Below are 14,195 nucleotides of genomic sequence, written 5' to 3'. Positions count from 1 at the left end.
TCATTTACATTTGTAACTCCAACCATAAGGTTGGAGTTTTTTGTTATGAAAAAATTGTTATTAATTATTTTTACCTGTGTATCGCTACTAAGCTTTGCACAAACTAAAGTGGGCGGTATTGTTTTAGATGAAAAAAAAGATCCTATTTCTTACGCAAGTGTGTATTTTAAAAACACAACCGAAGGTGTAATTACAAACGAGGACGGAAAATTTTATTTAGAATCTGATGCTACTCAAGACACCTTAGTAATATCGTTTACAGGATATGACGACCTTGAACTTCCCATTACTAAATCTGTAAATTTAGATTTAAATATTGAATTAAAGTTTGATAATGTTCTTGATGAAATTAAAATTTATACGGGCAAAACATCAAAAAAAGACAATCCGGCTTTAGATATTCTACGTAAAATATGGGAAAATCGTAGAAAAAACGGTTTGCATAAATTCAATCAATACACTTATCAAAAATACGAAAAAATTGAATTCGACTTAAATTCAATTGACAGTACCTATATGAAAAACAGATTGTTTAAAGGCATGGAATTTATTTTTGATAAAGTTGATACTTCAAAAATTACTGGTAAAACCTACTTACCAATTTTTATAAACGAACAAGCATCTAATGTTTACGGCGATAATGTTGCAAAACTTAAAAAAGAAATTTTAGCAGGTAACAAAAATTCAGGTTTTGAAAACAACCAGCACATCATGGCGTTTTTAAAAGATTTGTATATAGAATACGATATATACGATAATTATTTAAAACTTTTTGATAAAGATTTTGTTAGTCCACTTTCGCGTACAGGCATAAACGTGTACAATTATGTACTTACCGATACTGCTTATATTGACGACAAACTGTGCTACAACATTGTGTATTACCCTCGAAGAAAAGGAGAACTTACTTTTAAAGGCGATTTTTGGGTAAACGATAAAACCTGGGCCATTAAGAAAATAAACATGGCAATTAGCAAAGATGCTAACATTAACTGGGTGCGCGATATTTATATTGAACAAGAATTTGATGTACTGAACGATTCGGTTTTTTTACTAACCAAAGATCATTTAATGACCGATTTTAGTATTCGCCAAAACGAAAAATCGAAGGGAATGTACGGTAAAAGAACAACCTATTACAAGCAATTTGAATTTAATAAACAAAAACCAATCAACTTTTATAAAAGCGAAGTAAACAGTTACAACGAAACGTTAATGAATCGACCTGATGAGTTTTGGGAAGGTTACCGTTTTGAACCCTTATCAGAAGAAGAAAAAGGCATTTACACAATGCTTGGACAGTTAAAAGAAAACAAACGCTTTCAAACGTATGTAAATTTAGGTACCATATTAGCAAGTGATTATGTACAAATTGGCAAGTTTGATTACGGCCCTATTTTTTCATCATTTGGTTTTAACGACATTGAAGGATTTAGATTACGTGCAGGTGGCAGAACCTATTTTGGCCAAAACGATATGTGGCGTTTAGAAGGGTACACTGCTTACGGATTTAGAGATAATAAGTTTAAATACGGTATATCGGGTAGAGTAATGCTTGATAAAGATTCGCGCTTTATATTTTTTGCAGGCAATCGCCGCGATGTAGAACAAATTGCCGCTACCCTTTCACCAATCACCGATGTTTTAGGTAGAAGTTTTGCATCTAGTGCACTACTTGCAAGTGGTGATAATTCTAAATTATCAAACATTAATTTAACTTCAACGGGATTTGAAATTGAACCTCTTAAAAATTTAAAATTCTTATCATCATTTAATTTTAAAACATTAAAAACAGCGTCACCAACTTTTTCATTGGCTTTTTACGATGAAAACAATAACATACAAAAAGAATTAAATCAAGCCGAAATAAACCTTTCAGTTGATTACACACCGCGACGTAAAACAGTAGGATATGGAGTTGATAGAACCGATGTTGATTTTAATTACGCGCGTTTGTTCTTAAATTATTCATTAGGTGTAAAAGGTATGCTTAACAGCGATTTCGATTATAAAAAAATACAACTTTTATATCGCCATCCAATATTAGTAGGTGGCTTTGGCAGATTAACCCCTACTTTAGAAGCCGGAAAAACTTTTGGTCAAGTACCTTTAGGCTTAATGAGTGTGATACCAGGTAATCAGTCGTATTTTATTATTGAAAACGCATTTAGCCAAATGAATTACTACGAATTTATTACCGACCAATACGTTGCATTACATTTAGAACACAATTTTAATGGTAGAATTTTTTCTAGAATTCCGGGCATAAGAAAATTAGGTCTTCGCGAGTTTGTAGGAATCAGAGGTGTTTGGGGCGATGTATCACAAAAAAATATCGATATTAATGCATCAAATATCCCATACATAGCACCTAACGATAAAGTGTATTACGAGTACTTTGTTGGGGTAGGAAATATTTTTAAATGCATGCGCGTTGACCTTAATTGGCGCGGAAATTATTTAGAAAATCCAAACGTTCGCAAATTTGGTGTAAATGTAGTATTTGGTTTCCATTTTTAATTTGTAAGAAACTGAATTTTAACGTACTTTTGCAACCAATTTTGAAATAAAGAAAATATACAGATATGACAAACGTTGAACAATTCGATGTATTCATCGAAATTCCTGCAGGAAGTAGAAATAAATACGAATTTGATTTTGATTTGAAAATGATGCGATTTGATCGTTTATTATTTTCTTCAATGAAATATCCAACAGATTACGGTTTTATTCCTGAAACTTTAGCTTTAGATAACGACCCATTAGACGTTTTAGTTTTAACAACCGAACCTACAATTCCAGGTTTATTAATGGAAGTAAAACCAATTGGCGTTTTTTATATGGCAGATGATAAAGGTAACGACGAAAAAATTATATGTGTTCCTACTGGAGATCCTTTAATGCGTGAATTAAACGATTTAAACGACATAAATAAACACTTAATTAAAGAAATTGAACATTTCTTTAAAGTTTACAAAGATTTAGAAAACAAAAAAGTTGAAATTAACGGTTTTGGCGATAAAGCTGCTGCAATTGCAATGATTAAAGAATGCCAAGAGCGTTTTGCGCAATTACCTGTAGAAAAACAACAATCATTCAGTATTGTTAAATAATAAAGGTTTAAAATAAAAAAAATCGGAAGTAGAAAACTTCCGATTTTTTTATGTCTTATTACAAAAGTTTAAAGCAAAAAAAAACCTCTAAATTTCTTTAGAAGTTTTTTTGAGCCTCTGGAGGGACTCGAACCCACGACCTGCTGATTACAAATCAGCTGCTCTAGCCAGCTGAGCTACAGAGGCAAATGTAAATGTATTATTTTAAATTGAAAATTGAGCCTCTGGAGGGACTCGAACCCACGACCTGCTGATTACAAATCAGCTGCTCTAGCCAGCTGAGCTACAGAGGCAAAACTTAATTTTTTCAATTTTAAAAGAACTTGAGCCTCTGGAGGGACTCGAACCCACGACCTGCTGATTACAAATCAGCTGCTCTAGCCAGCTGAGCTACAGAGGCGACTCATTTACGGATGCAAATATACTGCTGTTTTTTGATTTTACAAGGGTTTCCGTAAATTTTTTATAGATTTTTTTCTCTATAATTCGTTAATTTTTTCAACTAATTGATTTGCAGTTTCTTCTAAATCTGAATAAATTGCTTTGAAATGTGATTTTTTATTTTCAACCTTTTTTTCGTTTACTTTAGTAATTAAAGAATCAAACTTTTCAATAGCTTCATCAATTATAGCTTGCGATTTATCTGTTGGTTTTCCTTGGGTAGACATTTCCCAAATATAAACTGCTTCAATAATATCTCCTAAAACAAAATTAATGTCTTTCTTTAAATTTCTAACATTTGCCATAATAATTATATTTCGTTAATAAATACTTCTAATAAGGTTGCATTACCTGTAAATTCAAGATTTGTAAGTTGTGCAGGTATTAAAATTGTTTTTCCTGCGTTTAATTCAAAAACTTGATTGTTTATGTTAATCTGTGCGTTTCCTTCGGTGCAAATATACACCAAAAAACAGTCGTTATTTTTTTGTATTTGGTAAGATGCTGTTAAACTAATTATGTTGGTTGTAAAAAACGGACAACTTACTAAATTTACTTGTTCATTGGTTGTTTTTGGGTAGTCTATTTTAGGATTTTTGAACTTATAATCAATTGCATCTAAAGCTAAATCTACGTGCAATTCACGTGCATTTCCTTGCTCATCTACCCTATCCCAATCATAAACACGATACGTAATATCTGATGTTTGTTGAATTTCTGCTAATAATATACCACCACCAATTGCATGAATTGTACCCGTTTCAATAAAAAAAACATCGCCTTTTTTTACATAATATTCTTGTAAAACACTTGGTAGTGTTTTATTTTTTAAATGCGATAAATATTCTGTTGACGAACTATCGTTTTTAAAACCTACTATTATTCTTGCATTTTCATCGGCTTGCATGATATACCACATTTCGGTTTTTCCAAATGAATTATGACGTTTTTGTGCTAATTCATTATTTGGATGCAACTGAATTGATAAATCGGTTTTAGCGTCTAAAAATTTAAATAGTAATGGAAATTGGCTACCGTATTTTTGAAATACTTTTGTTCCTAAAATTTGTGTTGGAAACATTTGTATTAATTCTGCTAAGCTTTTGCCCTGATAAAAGCCATTTGTTACCAAATTTGTATTGGTATCAATCATTGAAATTTCCCAACTTTCGCCAATATTATTGTTTGGTAATTCTTTTCCTAAGTTTTTTAATTTATCGCCACCCCAAATTCTATCTTTTAAAATTGGTTTAAAGTACAGCGGATATGCTATAAATTGATTAGAATTGGGTTGGTTATTTATATGTTTGTTTGTAGAATTCAATTTTTTTCTTATTCCAATATTTTAAGGTTGCAATTTACAAATTTTATGTTTTGCTTTTTTTTAAAATTATTATAAACCACAATACTTTACAAAATTTCTAGGTGTTTCGTATAATATTATTTCTAAATCTAATTTTAGTGGTAAACGTTTGCGTAATTTATGCCAAATTACATAGGCAATATGTTCTGCCGTTGGATTTAACTCTTTAAATTCTGGAACATCTAAATTCAGATTTTTGTGGTCAAAAGGCACCTCTACTTCTTCATAAATAAGGTTACTTAGTTCTTTAATATCAATAACATAACCTGTTTCTGGGTTTACAGTACCAGTAACTTCAACAATTAATTCATAATTATGACCGTGAAAATTAGGATTGTTACATTTATCAAATACTAGCTGATTTTGTTCGTTTGTCCAATCTTTTCTGTGTAAACGGTGCGCTGCATTAAAGTGCGCATTTCTGCAAACTGTAACTCTCATACCTTAACTTTGCTTTGCTTGCTGAATGTAATGATAAAATTTATCGAAAATTATTTTAAACCAAGCGGTATAATTTTGAGGATTTAATTGCATATCGTTTTTAATATCTTCTGCATTCATCCATTTCCAATTTTCAACTTCGTTTTTATTAATTATTGGCTCATCATTATAATAACCTATCATTACATGATCGTATTCATGTTCGGTGAGTCCATTATCAAAAGGTGCTTTGTAAATAAATGAAAAAACCTCTTTCAAAGGTGTTGTAAATCCCATTTCTTCTTGTAAACGGCGTGTACCTGCTTGTAAATTTGTTTCACCAACCCGCTGATGACTGCAACACGTGTTTGTCCACAATAACGGGGAATGGTATTTATGAGCGGCGCGTTGTTGTAACATGATTTGATTTTTATTGTTTAAAACAAAAACTGAAAACGCCCTATGTAATAAAGCTTTTTCGTGTGCTTCAATTTTTTCCATTAAACCAATAGGTTCGTCGTTATGGTTAACCAATATTACTTGTTCTTCACTTGCCATATTTTGTACAAAAATCAAATGTACAATAATTAAAACGAAAAAAAAACACCCTTTTTACAAAGGGTGTTAAGTTTATAATTAAGCTTGGCTTATTTAACTACAATTCTGCTTGTTGTAACTTCGCCATTGTATGTTGAAACTATTAAATAAATTCCGTTTGATGTAAATTGAGTATCAAACACATAATTTTCAATATTATTAACTTCTTTTTTAGTAACTAGTTTACGATCTAAAGTAAAAACATGAATATTTAAATCGGTTGGTTTACCAAAATCATAAGTTACACTAACTGTTTCGTTAATATTCGCTGGGTTAGGAAAAGCATTTACTTTTGCACCTTTATTTATAACCACTTCAGGTTTTGTTGTTTGTTTAGCTTGTGTAGAATGAGCTATAGTAAATGTATCGTATCCATTACCGTCGGTATCAAAAACAACATTTTCAAAAACAATTTGATTATCTTCTACCTTACCTTCAACTTTCAATACTTTTTCATTATTTGTGAATGAAGAATCTGTTTGATTAATTAACAGTTGATAAGTACCTGTTGTTTTTGGTTGCCCAACATTAAAACGTAAAGTTGTAACTGCTGGTTTTTGATTTGTTTGCACCAACCATGATGAATCTAACAATTCAACACCGTTTTCGGCTTTAAAATTTGTATTTTGATTGTTGGTTCCAAAAAACACAAATTCATTATCAGCAAAACCTTCTGAGCTTATGGCTAAACGATTGTCTATAGAATTGATTGTTTCTAATTTATTTAAACCAAAATAATCACTACGGCCTACACCTGTAATAAAATTATTGTAGGTAGTATTTAATTGATTATTCCAAGTTTGATTACCGTTAGAATCAACGTAATTAGCTGGATTTACTAAAGAAATTCCGTACTTAACCGTTAAATAACTTTGAATTTTTTTATGATCTAATTCTGTAAAGGCATCGTTTACATAAATTACTTCGTAAATATTGGTTAAATCGTTTGGTTGATCTATTACAGTTACGTAATTTTTATCGCCTGTTGCGTTAGGATAATTAAAATTATAGCGTACAATTGCTCCTGTTCTACGTTTTAATTCCTTTGCAACTGGATCGGGATAATTAATTGTTTGCGTTGTAACACTGTGTTGCGTACAAGTAAAAGTGTAGTTCATTAACTCTTTCTCAACATCATCTTCTGATTTAAAAACAAAATAAACGTTTGATTGCCCTTGACCGATTGGTGCTGTTAACGATTGATTGGTATTGCCATTTAAAATTGCATTTTTATTTAATGCGCTTTTTGTATTTCTAATTTTTTCTGGCTTTAACCAAAACGTTGCACGGCTTCCAAAATTTTGAGCTCCAACTGAAATTGTTGTTAATAAAACTGCTGTTAAAAGTATTGTTCTTTTCATAATGCATTATATTTTAATCGAATATACAATTTTTTTTAATGCCAAAAAAAATAACTCATAAAAATATGAGTTACTTTAATATAATTTTTTTTACAATTTCTTTACCTAAACTTTCGTTTATCATTTTAATAATTTTGTCAATACCGTAACTTAGTTCTTCTCTTAAAACATTTGATGATAGTTCAACAAACAAGGTATTGTTACGCAATTCTATTTGCTTTGTATAATTTGCAATACCAGGCCCTAATAAATTTACCCAAGCTTCACGTACATTTAGTTTATTAAAGCCTTTTTCTAAATTATAGCCTTCTATCATTTTTCCTAAAACGTCTTGTATCGATGATTCTTCGTGTAACCTTTTATGCGGATTAAATTTTTTATTATTCATTGATAGTTACGGGCGTAAAGCGTTTGTAAGTGTATTTTATTTTATTATTATTAATAATTACTAACTTTTCATTAGTCACTTCTTCAATTTTTTCGGTCCATTTAGCAAAATCTGTTTGGTATTTTAAATAGGTAGCATTTGCAGAATCAATAACCGTAAATTTTTCCACAATACCATTTGATTGCGCTTTACCGTTAAATTGTGGAACTACTTTTGTACGTGTACCAACTTTGTTTTGCAATTGAAAAAAATCGACATTATTGTTTGATTGAAATTCCTTTTTATTACCTTCTTCAGTTTTAACTTCACTAATCTCCCAATAACCGTTCAAATTTTTCAATTCTTCCGTAGTTATTGGCTTAGAACATGAAAGTACAATAAAACCTAAAAAAAGCAGACTAATTAACTTTTTCATTATTTAAAGAATGAATCAACAAATTCATATTTATTAAACACTTGTAAATCTTCAATACCTTCGCCAACCCCTATGTATTTTACAGGAATTTGGAATTGATCTGATATACCTATAACAACCCCGCCTTTTGCAGTACCATCTAATTTTGTAACTGCTAATGACGACACCTCAGTTGCAGCGGTAAATTGCTTTGCTTGTTCAAAAGCATTTTGGCCGGTTGATCCATCTAAAACCAACATTACATCGTGTGGTGCATCGCCAATTACTTTTTGCATAACGCGTTTCACTTTGGTTAGCTCATTCATTAACCCAACTTTATTGTGTAAACGTCCTGCAGTATCAATAATTACCACATCGGCATTTTGAGCCACAGCCGACTCTAATGTATCAAAAGCAACCGAAGCAGGATCTGAACCCATTTGCTGTTTTACAATAGGCACTTGAACGCGATCTGCCCAAATTTGTAGCTGATCAATAGCAGCTGCTCTAAAAGTATCTGCTGCACCTAATACAACTTTATGCCCTGCTTTTTTAAATTGATAGGCTAATTTACCAATGGTTGTGGTTTTACCTACACCGTTCACACCTACAACCATAATTACGTATGGTTTTTTATTAGCAGGTACTTCAAATTCAGTAGCTTCGCCAGATTTTGTTTCAGAAAGTAAGCCTGAAATTTCATCGCGAAGTATTTTATTCAATTCCTCTGTACCTAAATATTTATCTTCAGATACACGCTTTTCAATACGATTAATTATTTTCAGTGTAGTGTTTACTCCTACGTCTGATGTAATTAGAACATCTTCTAAATTATCCAAAACATCGTCGTCAACTTTCGATTTACCTGCAACAGCTTTGGTTAATTTATCAAAAAAAGAGGTTTTTGATTTCTCAAGACCTTTATCAAGTGTTTCTTTCTTATCAGATGAAAATAAACGCTTAAAAAAACTCATATTCTTTTATTTTAAGGAACAAATATACAGATATTAATTTAACAATTTTTGATAAATATCATTTCAAGTTAAATAAAAAAAGCTATCTAAAAAATTAGATAGCTTTAATGCTTTACTGTTGATTGATTATTTTTTTGCTAAAAATTCATCAACTAATTCAGGAGCCATAACTGACTCAACGAACGTGTAAGCTCCTGTTTTTGGAGATTTAACCATTTTAATAGCTTTGGTTAATTTTTTTGAAGCTCCTTGTAATGTTGCAACGGTTTTCTTTGCCATGACTAACTAAATTATTTAATTTCTTTATGAACAGTTACTCTCTTTAAGATAGGGTTGAATTTTTTAATTTCCATTCTATCTGGAGTATTTTTTTTGTTTTTTGTTGTAATGTAACGTGATGTACCTGGTAATCCAGTTGCTTTATGCTCAGTACACTCTAAAATTACTTGAATTCTATTTCCTTTTGCTTTCTTTGCCATCTTGATAAAATTTTAATGGTGAACTGAATTATTTTAATAATCCGTTTGCTTTAGCTTCTTTTAAAACTGCTGCAATACCTTTTTTGTTAATTGTTTTTAATGCAGATGTTGATACTTTTAAAGTTACCCATCTATCCTCTTCAGCGATGTAGAAACGCTTTTTAACTAAGTTAACAGAAAACTTTCTCTTAGTTTTGTTCATAGCGTGTGATACGTTGTTACCAACCATCGCGCGCTTACCTGTAATTTGACAAACTCTTGACATTATTTCTTACTTTTAAAATCAGGGTGCAAAGTAACAAATTTATATTTACTTAAACAAACCTAATCTTCTTTTTTTTAATATTTTTTACTTTTAATTCTTTTTTAAATGTTTTTGTAGATGTTTATAAAGCAACAACCACACTTTTTCTACACTTGCTTGGATAACTTTACTGCGTGGTTGCCCAAAATTAAAAGTGAATGTTTCAACAAAATCATCAATTGCAATTGCAATACAAACGGTACCAACATCGGCGTCGGCGTCGCCTTTTTGCGGCCCTGCATTTCCTGTTGTTGCAATTCCAATATCTGTGTTGTAAATACTTTTTACATTAATTGCCATTTCTTTTGCAACTTGTTCACTTACAACACTAAAAGCATCAATTGTTTGCTGTTTTACACCTAACACTTTTATTTTTGATTCGGTAGCATAAGCAACAACACTACCTTTAAAATAAACCGATGCTCCTGCTTCACTCGATAATTTTTGAGCGATACTTCCACCAGTACAACTTTCAGCAGTTGCAATTGTTAAACTACTGCTTTTTATTAATTTTAAAACCTCATCATACAACGAATCGGTTGTTGAAACACCTATAAAGTATTCAGGAATTAATTGTTGTAATTCATCAATTTTTTCATCAATTTCATTTGAAATCGTTTCTACTGAAGCCCCTGTTTTACTTAATCTCAAACGTACCATCCCAAATTGCGGCAGATAAGCTAAATGTATATCTAGCGCTTGTAGGCTATTTTCCCAATTTTCTATTTTTTCTGCCAACATACTTTCACCAATACCTACAGTTAAAACCGTTTTATGCACAATAGCGTCTAACTTAAATTGTTGTTTAATATAAGGCAGTAAACGTTCGGTAATTAAAAACTTCATTTCATAAGGCACGCCTGGCAACGACACAAAAACGGTTTGCTCTTTAACCATTAACATACCTGGTGCGGTACCAACATTGTTAAAAAGTACCTGACAAGTACTTGGAACCATTGCCTGTTGCCTATTCATTTCGTTTAATGGGCGATTGTAATAATTGGCAATTAATTGAGTAACGTGTTCTAAAACATTATTATTTAAAACCAATTCGTCCTTAAAATAATGTGTAAAGGTTTTTTTGGTAACATCATCTTTAGTTGGTCCTAAACCACCTGTTATTACAACTAGATCAACTTTATTTTGGTACTTTTCAAAAGTTGTAATTATTTGATTCAATTGATCTTGAACAGCAATCTTTTCTACCACTTTACAACCAATAGATTCTAATTGTTGACCAATAAAAACGCTATTTGTATCAACTACTTGACCAATTAAAAGTTCATCGCCAATGGTAATTATTGCTGCTTTCATAAGGTTACATCACTTTAATACTAAACATTTTTTCACCCTCTAAAAACCCTTCTAATTCATCGTTAGGATTTACTTTAGATACACCGCTTGGTGTACCTGTAAAAATAATATCACCAGTTTTTAAAGTGAAAAATTGTGACACATAAGCAATTAGTTCATTAATTTGCCACAACATATCTTTTGTATTCCCTTTTTGAACAATTTCATTGTTTTTCTTCAATTCAAACGATACATTTTGCAAGTCTTGAAAATGTGTTTTATCAACAAAATTTCCAATAACGGCAGATCCGTCAAAACCTTTTGAAATTTCCCAAGGCAATCCTTTTTCTTTTAATTTTGATTGAATATCGCGCGCTGTAAAATCAATACCTAAACCAATTTGATTATAGTATTTATCGGCAAATTTAGGTTGAATATACTTACCTACTTTACAAATTTTTACCAAAACTTCTACCTCATGATGTACATCATTAGAAAATTCAGGTATTACAAAAGGCGAACCGTTAATTAAAACACTTGAATCGGGTTTAATAAAAAGTACCGGTTCGGTTGGTTTTTGATTTGATAATTCGTTAATGTGATCGATATAATTTCTACCTACGCAAATAATTTTCATATTAAAACTTATTGGTTAGTTTACGCAATTTTATAGCTGTAAGCACTTTTTTTGTGTATAAAGGAAAATCGGCATTTTGTATCCAACCAAAATACCCTGGTTCTTTATCTAAAACATCTTCTACCAAAGCGCCTTTGTGTTTTCCAAAGGTAAAAACCTCTTGCCCTTTATCATTTAAGGCGATGAATCCTGCAAAATCAACCGATTTTTTACGAGTTGTATATACAGAAAGTGCTTTGGTATCATTTTCTAAATCATCGTAACGATCTAATTGTGCTTTTAAAATTTCGTAAGTAGCTTCGGTATCAGCTGCAGCTGAATGTGCATTTTCTAACGATTGATTGCAATAAAATTTATACGCAGCACTTAAGGTTCGCTCTTCTTTTTTATGAAATATTGTTTGCACATCAACCGAAACGCGATTTTTCATATCAAAATCAACATCGGCACGCAATAATTCTTCTGCTAGTAAAGGAATATCAAATCGGTCTGAATTGTATCCAGCCAAATCAGAATCCTTTATCATATTGTGTATTTGTGTTGCCAACTCTTTAAATGTTGGTTCGTTTGCTACTTTTTCATTTGTAATTCCATGAACAGCAGTTGCGTGTGCTGGTATTGAAATAGTTGGGTTTACCAACCACGTTTTACTTTCTTTATTTCCGTTTGGAAAAATTTTTAGTATTGATATTTCAACAATGCGGTCTTTAGCAACATCGATTCCTGTTGTTTCTAAATCGAAAAAACAAATAGGACGATTTAATTTTAATTCCATATATCTTGTTTCGGTTTTATTAAAAACTTTAATATTTAATTTCTATATCCAAAAATTTGTTCGGCACACTTAATAGCACATTTTTCACCATCAATAGCAGCCGATATAATTCCACCTGCATAACCAGCCCCTTCGCCACATGGATACAAACCTTTTATTTGTAAATGCTCTAGTGTTTCATTGTTTCTTGGAATACGTACTGGTGACGACGTTCTACTTTCTGGTGCGTGTAAAATGGCATCGTTTGTAAAATAGCCTTTCATGCTTTTACCAAATTCTTGAAAACCTTGACGCATAATTCCTGTTAAAAATTTAGGAAAAACATCACCTAATTCTGCTGATACAACTCCAGGAACATATGATGTTTTAGGCAATGATTCTGATATTTTTTTGTTAGAAAAATCAACCATGCGTTGTGCAGGCACTTGTTGCGTTTTACCTGCAACTTGCCAAGCCGTATTTTCGATTTCTTTTTGAAAATACATTCCGGCTAAAGCACCGTATTTTTGGTAGGGTTTAAAATCTTCTAATTTTAACTCAACAACTATACCCGAGTTTGCAGTTGCTTGATCACGTTTTGAAGGCGACCAACCATTTGTAACAACCTCTTCAACATCTGTCGCACATGGAGCAATTACACCACCTGGGCACATACAAAACGAATACATACCCCTACCGTTTACCTGTTTTACAATAGAATAAGGTGCTGGTGGAAGGAAATCGCCTCTAAAATCACATGAGTATTGAATACTGTCTATCAAAGTTTGTGGATGTTCGGCACGTACGCCTAAAGCAAAAGGCTTAGCCTCTATTAAAACTTGTTTATTGTTTAATAATTCAAAAATATCGCGCGCCGAATGGCCTGTTGCTAAAATTACCTGATTGGCGTCAATTGTTTCACCTGTGTGCAACACTACTCCATTTATTTGGTTGCCTTTTATATTAAAATCAACAACTTTTTTGTTGAATAAAACTTCACCTCCATATTCAATAATTTTACAACGCATATCTTCCATAATTTTTGGAAGTTTGTTTGTACCAATATGCGGATGAGCTTCAACTAAAATATCTTGAGATGCACCAAATGCAACTAAAAGTTCTAAAATACGGTTTACATCACCTCTTTTTTTAGAACGAGTATAAAGTTTACCATCAGAATATGTTCCTGCCCCACCTTCTCCAAAACAGTAATTAGAATCAGGGTTTACTACATGATCTACATTTATAGCTTTTAAATCTCTACGGCGTCCGCGCACATCTTTTCCACGCTCAACAACAATTGGTTTTACACCTAATTCTATTAATTGCAAAGCAGCAAAATATCCAGCCGGACCTGCCCCTACAACAATGGCAACAGGTGCATTTTGTACATTTTTATAATGTGGAAATTGTATGTTGCGATGTATGATTTCTTCGTTTTGATAAAAAACTTGTACTTTAAGATTTATTTTTACTTGCTTTTGGCGTGCATCAATAGATCGTTTTAAAATGGTAATATGTTGAATTTCATTAACAGACGTGTGTGTTAATTTTGACACATAATCTACCAGCAAATCATTGTTTGCTGCTATTTGGGGTAGTACTTGTATTTGTATTTCTTGAGGCATTTTGTTATAAAGCAAATTTGAAAACACAAAAGTACATTAATTATAGTTT

17 protein-coding genes and 3 tRNA genes are annotated in these 14,195 nt (G+C 31.6%); 2 read left to right on the top strand and 18 right to left on the bottom strand.

The features are described 5' to 3' along the window. The first annotated feature begins 45 nt into the window (after nt 1-45). Entirely contained in the window at nt 46-2,520 is a 2,475-nt protein-coding gene (locus P3875_RS05415; RefSeq protein ID WP_303445258.1) for a DUF5686 and carboxypeptidase-like regulatory domain-containing protein, read from the top strand. A 65-nt stretch (nt 2,521-2,585) separates the two neighbouring features. After that, the gene (locus tag P3875_RS05410) at nt 2,586-3,113 is read left to right on the top strand and encodes an inorganic diphosphatase (protein ID WP_303445256.1); all 528 of its coding nucleotides are present in this window, start codon (nt 2,586-2,588) and stop codon (nt 3,111-3,113) included. A gap of 112 nt (nt 3,114-3,225) precedes the next feature. Here the strand turns inward: P3875_RS05410 and P3875_RS05405 are convergent. The 18 genes from P3875_RS05405 to P3875_RS05320 form a co-directional block, all read right to left on the bottom strand. Next, nucleotides 3,226-3,299, bottom strand: a tRNA-Thr gene (locus tag P3875_RS05405). A 33-nt stretch (nt 3,300-3,332) separates the two neighbouring features. After that, nucleotides 3,333-3,406: transfer RNA gene (locus P3875_RS05400), tRNA-Thr, on the bottom strand. 33 nt (nt 3,407-3,439) lie between these two features. Then, nucleotides 3,440-3,513: transfer RNA gene (locus tag P3875_RS05395), tRNA-Thr, on the bottom strand. Nucleotides 3,514-3,592: 79 nt separating this feature from the next. Then, nucleotides 3,593-3,859 (bottom strand): hypothetical protein, encoded by a 267-nt coding sequence (locus tag P3875_RS05390; protein ID WP_303445255.1) that lies wholly within the window; start codon nt 3,857-3,859, stop codon nt 3,593-3,595. Nucleotides 3,860-3,864: 5 nt separating this feature from the next. Next, nucleotides 3,865-4,878 carry a type I phosphomannose isomerase catalytic subunit gene (locus P3875_RS05385; protein WP_303445254.1) on the bottom strand — a complete coding sequence of 338 codons (1,014 nt, stop codon included), beginning with the start codon at nt 4,876-4,878 and terminating at the stop codon, nt 3,865-3,867. A gap of 69 nt (nt 4,879-4,947) precedes the next feature. Beyond that, the gene (locus tag P3875_RS05380; RefSeq protein ID WP_303445253.1) at nt 4,948-5,358 is read right to left on the bottom strand and encodes a 6-pyruvoyl trahydropterin synthase family protein; all 411 of its coding nucleotides are present in this window, start codon (nt 5,356-5,358) and stop codon (nt 4,948-4,950) included. A gap of 3 nt (nt 5,359-5,361) precedes the next feature. Further along, nucleotides 5,362-5,895, bottom strand: a complete 534-nt coding sequence (idi, locus tag P3875_RS05375; RefSeq protein ID WP_303445252.1) for an isopentenyl-diphosphate Delta-isomerase — start codon at nt 5,893-5,895, stop codon at nt 5,362-5,364. A gap of 89 nt (nt 5,896-5,984) precedes the next feature. Then, nucleotides 5,985-7,295: a T9SS type A sorting domain-containing protein gene (locus tag P3875_RS05370; protein ID WP_303445251.1), complete on the bottom strand. Its 1,311-nt coding sequence runs from the start codon at nt 7,293-7,295 to the stop codon at nt 5,985-5,987. A 70-nt stretch (nt 7,296-7,365) separates the two neighbouring features. Next, nucleotides 7,366-7,683, bottom strand: a complete 318-nt coding sequence (locus P3875_RS05365) for a DUF721 domain-containing protein (protein WP_303445250.1) — start codon at nt 7,681-7,683, stop codon at nt 7,366-7,368. Further along, nucleotides 7,676-8,098, bottom strand: coding sequence for a hypothetical protein (locus P3875_RS05360; protein ID WP_303445249.1), 423 nt, complete (start codon nt 8,096-8,098; stop codon nt 7,676-7,678). The genes P3875_RS05365 and P3875_RS05360 overlap by 8 nt, the downstream gene beginning before the upstream one ends. Next, complete coding sequence (gene ftsY, locus P3875_RS05355; protein WP_303445248.1) at nt 8,098-9,051, bottom strand: signal recognition particle-docking protein FtsY; 954 nt, start codon at nt 9,049-9,051, stop codon at nt 8,098-8,100. The genes P3875_RS05360 and ftsY overlap by 1 nt, the downstream gene beginning before the upstream one ends. A gap of 126 nt (nt 9,052-9,177) precedes the next feature. Further along, nucleotides 9,178-9,330: a DUF4295 domain-containing protein gene (locus tag P3875_RS05350; RefSeq protein WP_091521254.1), complete on the bottom strand. Its 153-nt coding sequence runs from the start codon at nt 9,328-9,330 to the stop codon at nt 9,178-9,180. A gap of 11 nt (nt 9,331-9,341) precedes the next feature. Beyond that, nucleotides 9,342-9,530, bottom strand: coding sequence for a 50S ribosomal protein L33 (gene rpmG, locus P3875_RS05345; RefSeq protein WP_091095086.1), 189 nt, complete (start codon nt 9,528-9,530; stop codon nt 9,342-9,344). A 28-nt stretch (nt 9,531-9,558) separates the two neighbouring features. Beyond that, complete coding sequence (gene rpmB, locus P3875_RS05340; protein ID WP_091095089.1) at nt 9,559-9,795, bottom strand: 50S ribosomal protein L28; 237 nt, start codon at nt 9,793-9,795, stop codon at nt 9,559-9,561. Nucleotides 9,796-9,885: 90 nt separating this feature from the next. Further along, on the bottom strand, nt 9,886-11,148 hold the full coding sequence (locus P3875_RS05335; RefSeq protein ID WP_303445247.1) for a CinA family nicotinamide mononucleotide deamidase-related protein: 1,263 nt from the start codon (nt 11,146-11,148) through the stop codon (nt 9,886-9,888). A 4-nt stretch (nt 11,149-11,152) separates the two neighbouring features. Beyond that, complete coding sequence (locus P3875_RS05330; protein ID WP_303445246.1) at nt 11,153-11,764, bottom strand: fumarylacetoacetate hydrolase family protein; 612 nt, start codon at nt 11,762-11,764, stop codon at nt 11,153-11,155. 1 nt (nt 11,765) lies between these two features. Beyond that, entirely contained in the window at nt 11,766-12,539 is a 774-nt protein-coding gene (locus tag P3875_RS05325; protein WP_303445245.1) for a 3'-5' exonuclease, read from the bottom strand. A gap of 35 nt (nt 12,540-12,574) precedes the next feature. Further along, complete coding sequence (locus tag P3875_RS05320) at nt 12,575-14,146, bottom strand: NAD(P)/FAD-dependent oxidoreductase (RefSeq protein ID WP_303445244.1); 1,572 nt, start codon at nt 14,144-14,146, stop codon at nt 12,575-12,577. Between the last annotated feature and the right edge of the window lie 49 nt (nt 14,147-14,195).

Source organism: Myroides sp. JBRI-B21084 (genome assembly GCF_030545015.1).
Taxonomy (GTDB): domain Bacteria; phylum Bacteroidota; class Bacteroidia; order Flavobacteriales; family Flavobacteriaceae; genus Flavobacterium.
This window is presented reverse-complemented; position numbering and strand designations above follow the sequence as displayed.

Excerpts from the sequence above, each read along its gene's own strand:
- idi (WP_303445252.1), bottom strand. The coding sequence starts at position 5,895 with ATGGCAAGTGAAGAACAAGTAATATTGGTTAACCATAACGACGAACCT.
- rpmB (WP_091095089.1), bottom strand. The coding sequence starts at position 9,795 with ATGTCAAGAGTTTGTCAAATTACAGGTAAGCGCGCGATGGTTGGTAAC.
- P3875_RS05415 (WP_303445258.1), top strand. The coding sequence starts at position 46 with ATGAAAAAATTGTTATTAATTATTTTTACCTGTGTATCGCTACTAAGC.
- P3875_RS05350 (WP_091521254.1), bottom strand. The coding sequence starts at position 9,330 with ATGGCAAAGAAAACCGTTGCAACATTACAAGGAGCTTCAAAAAAATTA.
- P3875_RS05370 (WP_303445251.1), bottom strand. The coding sequence starts at position 7,295 with ATGAAAAGAACAATACTTTTAACAGCAGTTTTATTAACAACAATTTCA.
- P3875_RS05410 (WP_303445256.1), top strand. The coding sequence starts at position 2,586 with ATGACAAACGTTGAACAATTCGATGTATTCATCGAAATTCCTGCAGGA.
- P3875_RS05335 (WP_303445247.1), bottom strand. The coding sequence starts at position 11,148 with ATGAAAGCAGCAATAATTACCATTGGCGATGAACTTTTAATTGGTCAA.
- ftsY (WP_303445248.1), bottom strand. The coding sequence starts at position 9,051 with ATGAGTTTTTTTAAGCGTTTATTTTCATCTGATAAGAAAGAAACACTT.
- P3875_RS05320 (WP_303445244.1), bottom strand. The coding sequence starts at position 14,146 with ATGCCTCAAGAAATACAAATACAAGTACTACCCCAAATAGCAGCAAAC.
- P3875_RS05390 (WP_303445255.1), bottom strand. The coding sequence starts at position 3,859 with ATGGCAAATGTTAGAAATTTAAAGAAAGACATTAATTTTGTTTTAGGA.
- P3875_RS05325 (WP_303445245.1), bottom strand. The coding sequence starts at position 12,539 with ATGGAATTAAAATTAAATCGTCCTATTTGTTTTTTCGATTTAGAAACA.
- rpmG (WP_091095086.1), bottom strand. The coding sequence starts at position 9,530 with ATGGCAAAGAAAGCAAAAGGAAATAGAATTCAAGTAATTTTAGAGTGT.
- P3875_RS05380 (WP_303445253.1), bottom strand. The coding sequence starts at position 5,358 with ATGAGAGTTACAGTTTGCAGAAATGCGCACTTTAATGCAGCGCACCGT.
- P3875_RS05330 (WP_303445246.1), bottom strand. The coding sequence starts at position 11,764 with ATGAAAATTATTTGCGTAGGTAGAAATTATATCGATCACATTAACGAA.
- P3875_RS05365 (WP_303445250.1), bottom strand. The coding sequence starts at position 7,683 with ATGAATAATAAAAAATTTAATCCGCATAAAAGGTTACACGAAGAATCA.
- P3875_RS05360 (WP_303445249.1), bottom strand. The coding sequence starts at position 8,098 with ATGAAAAAGTTAATTAGTCTGCTTTTTTTAGGTTTTATTGTACTTTCA.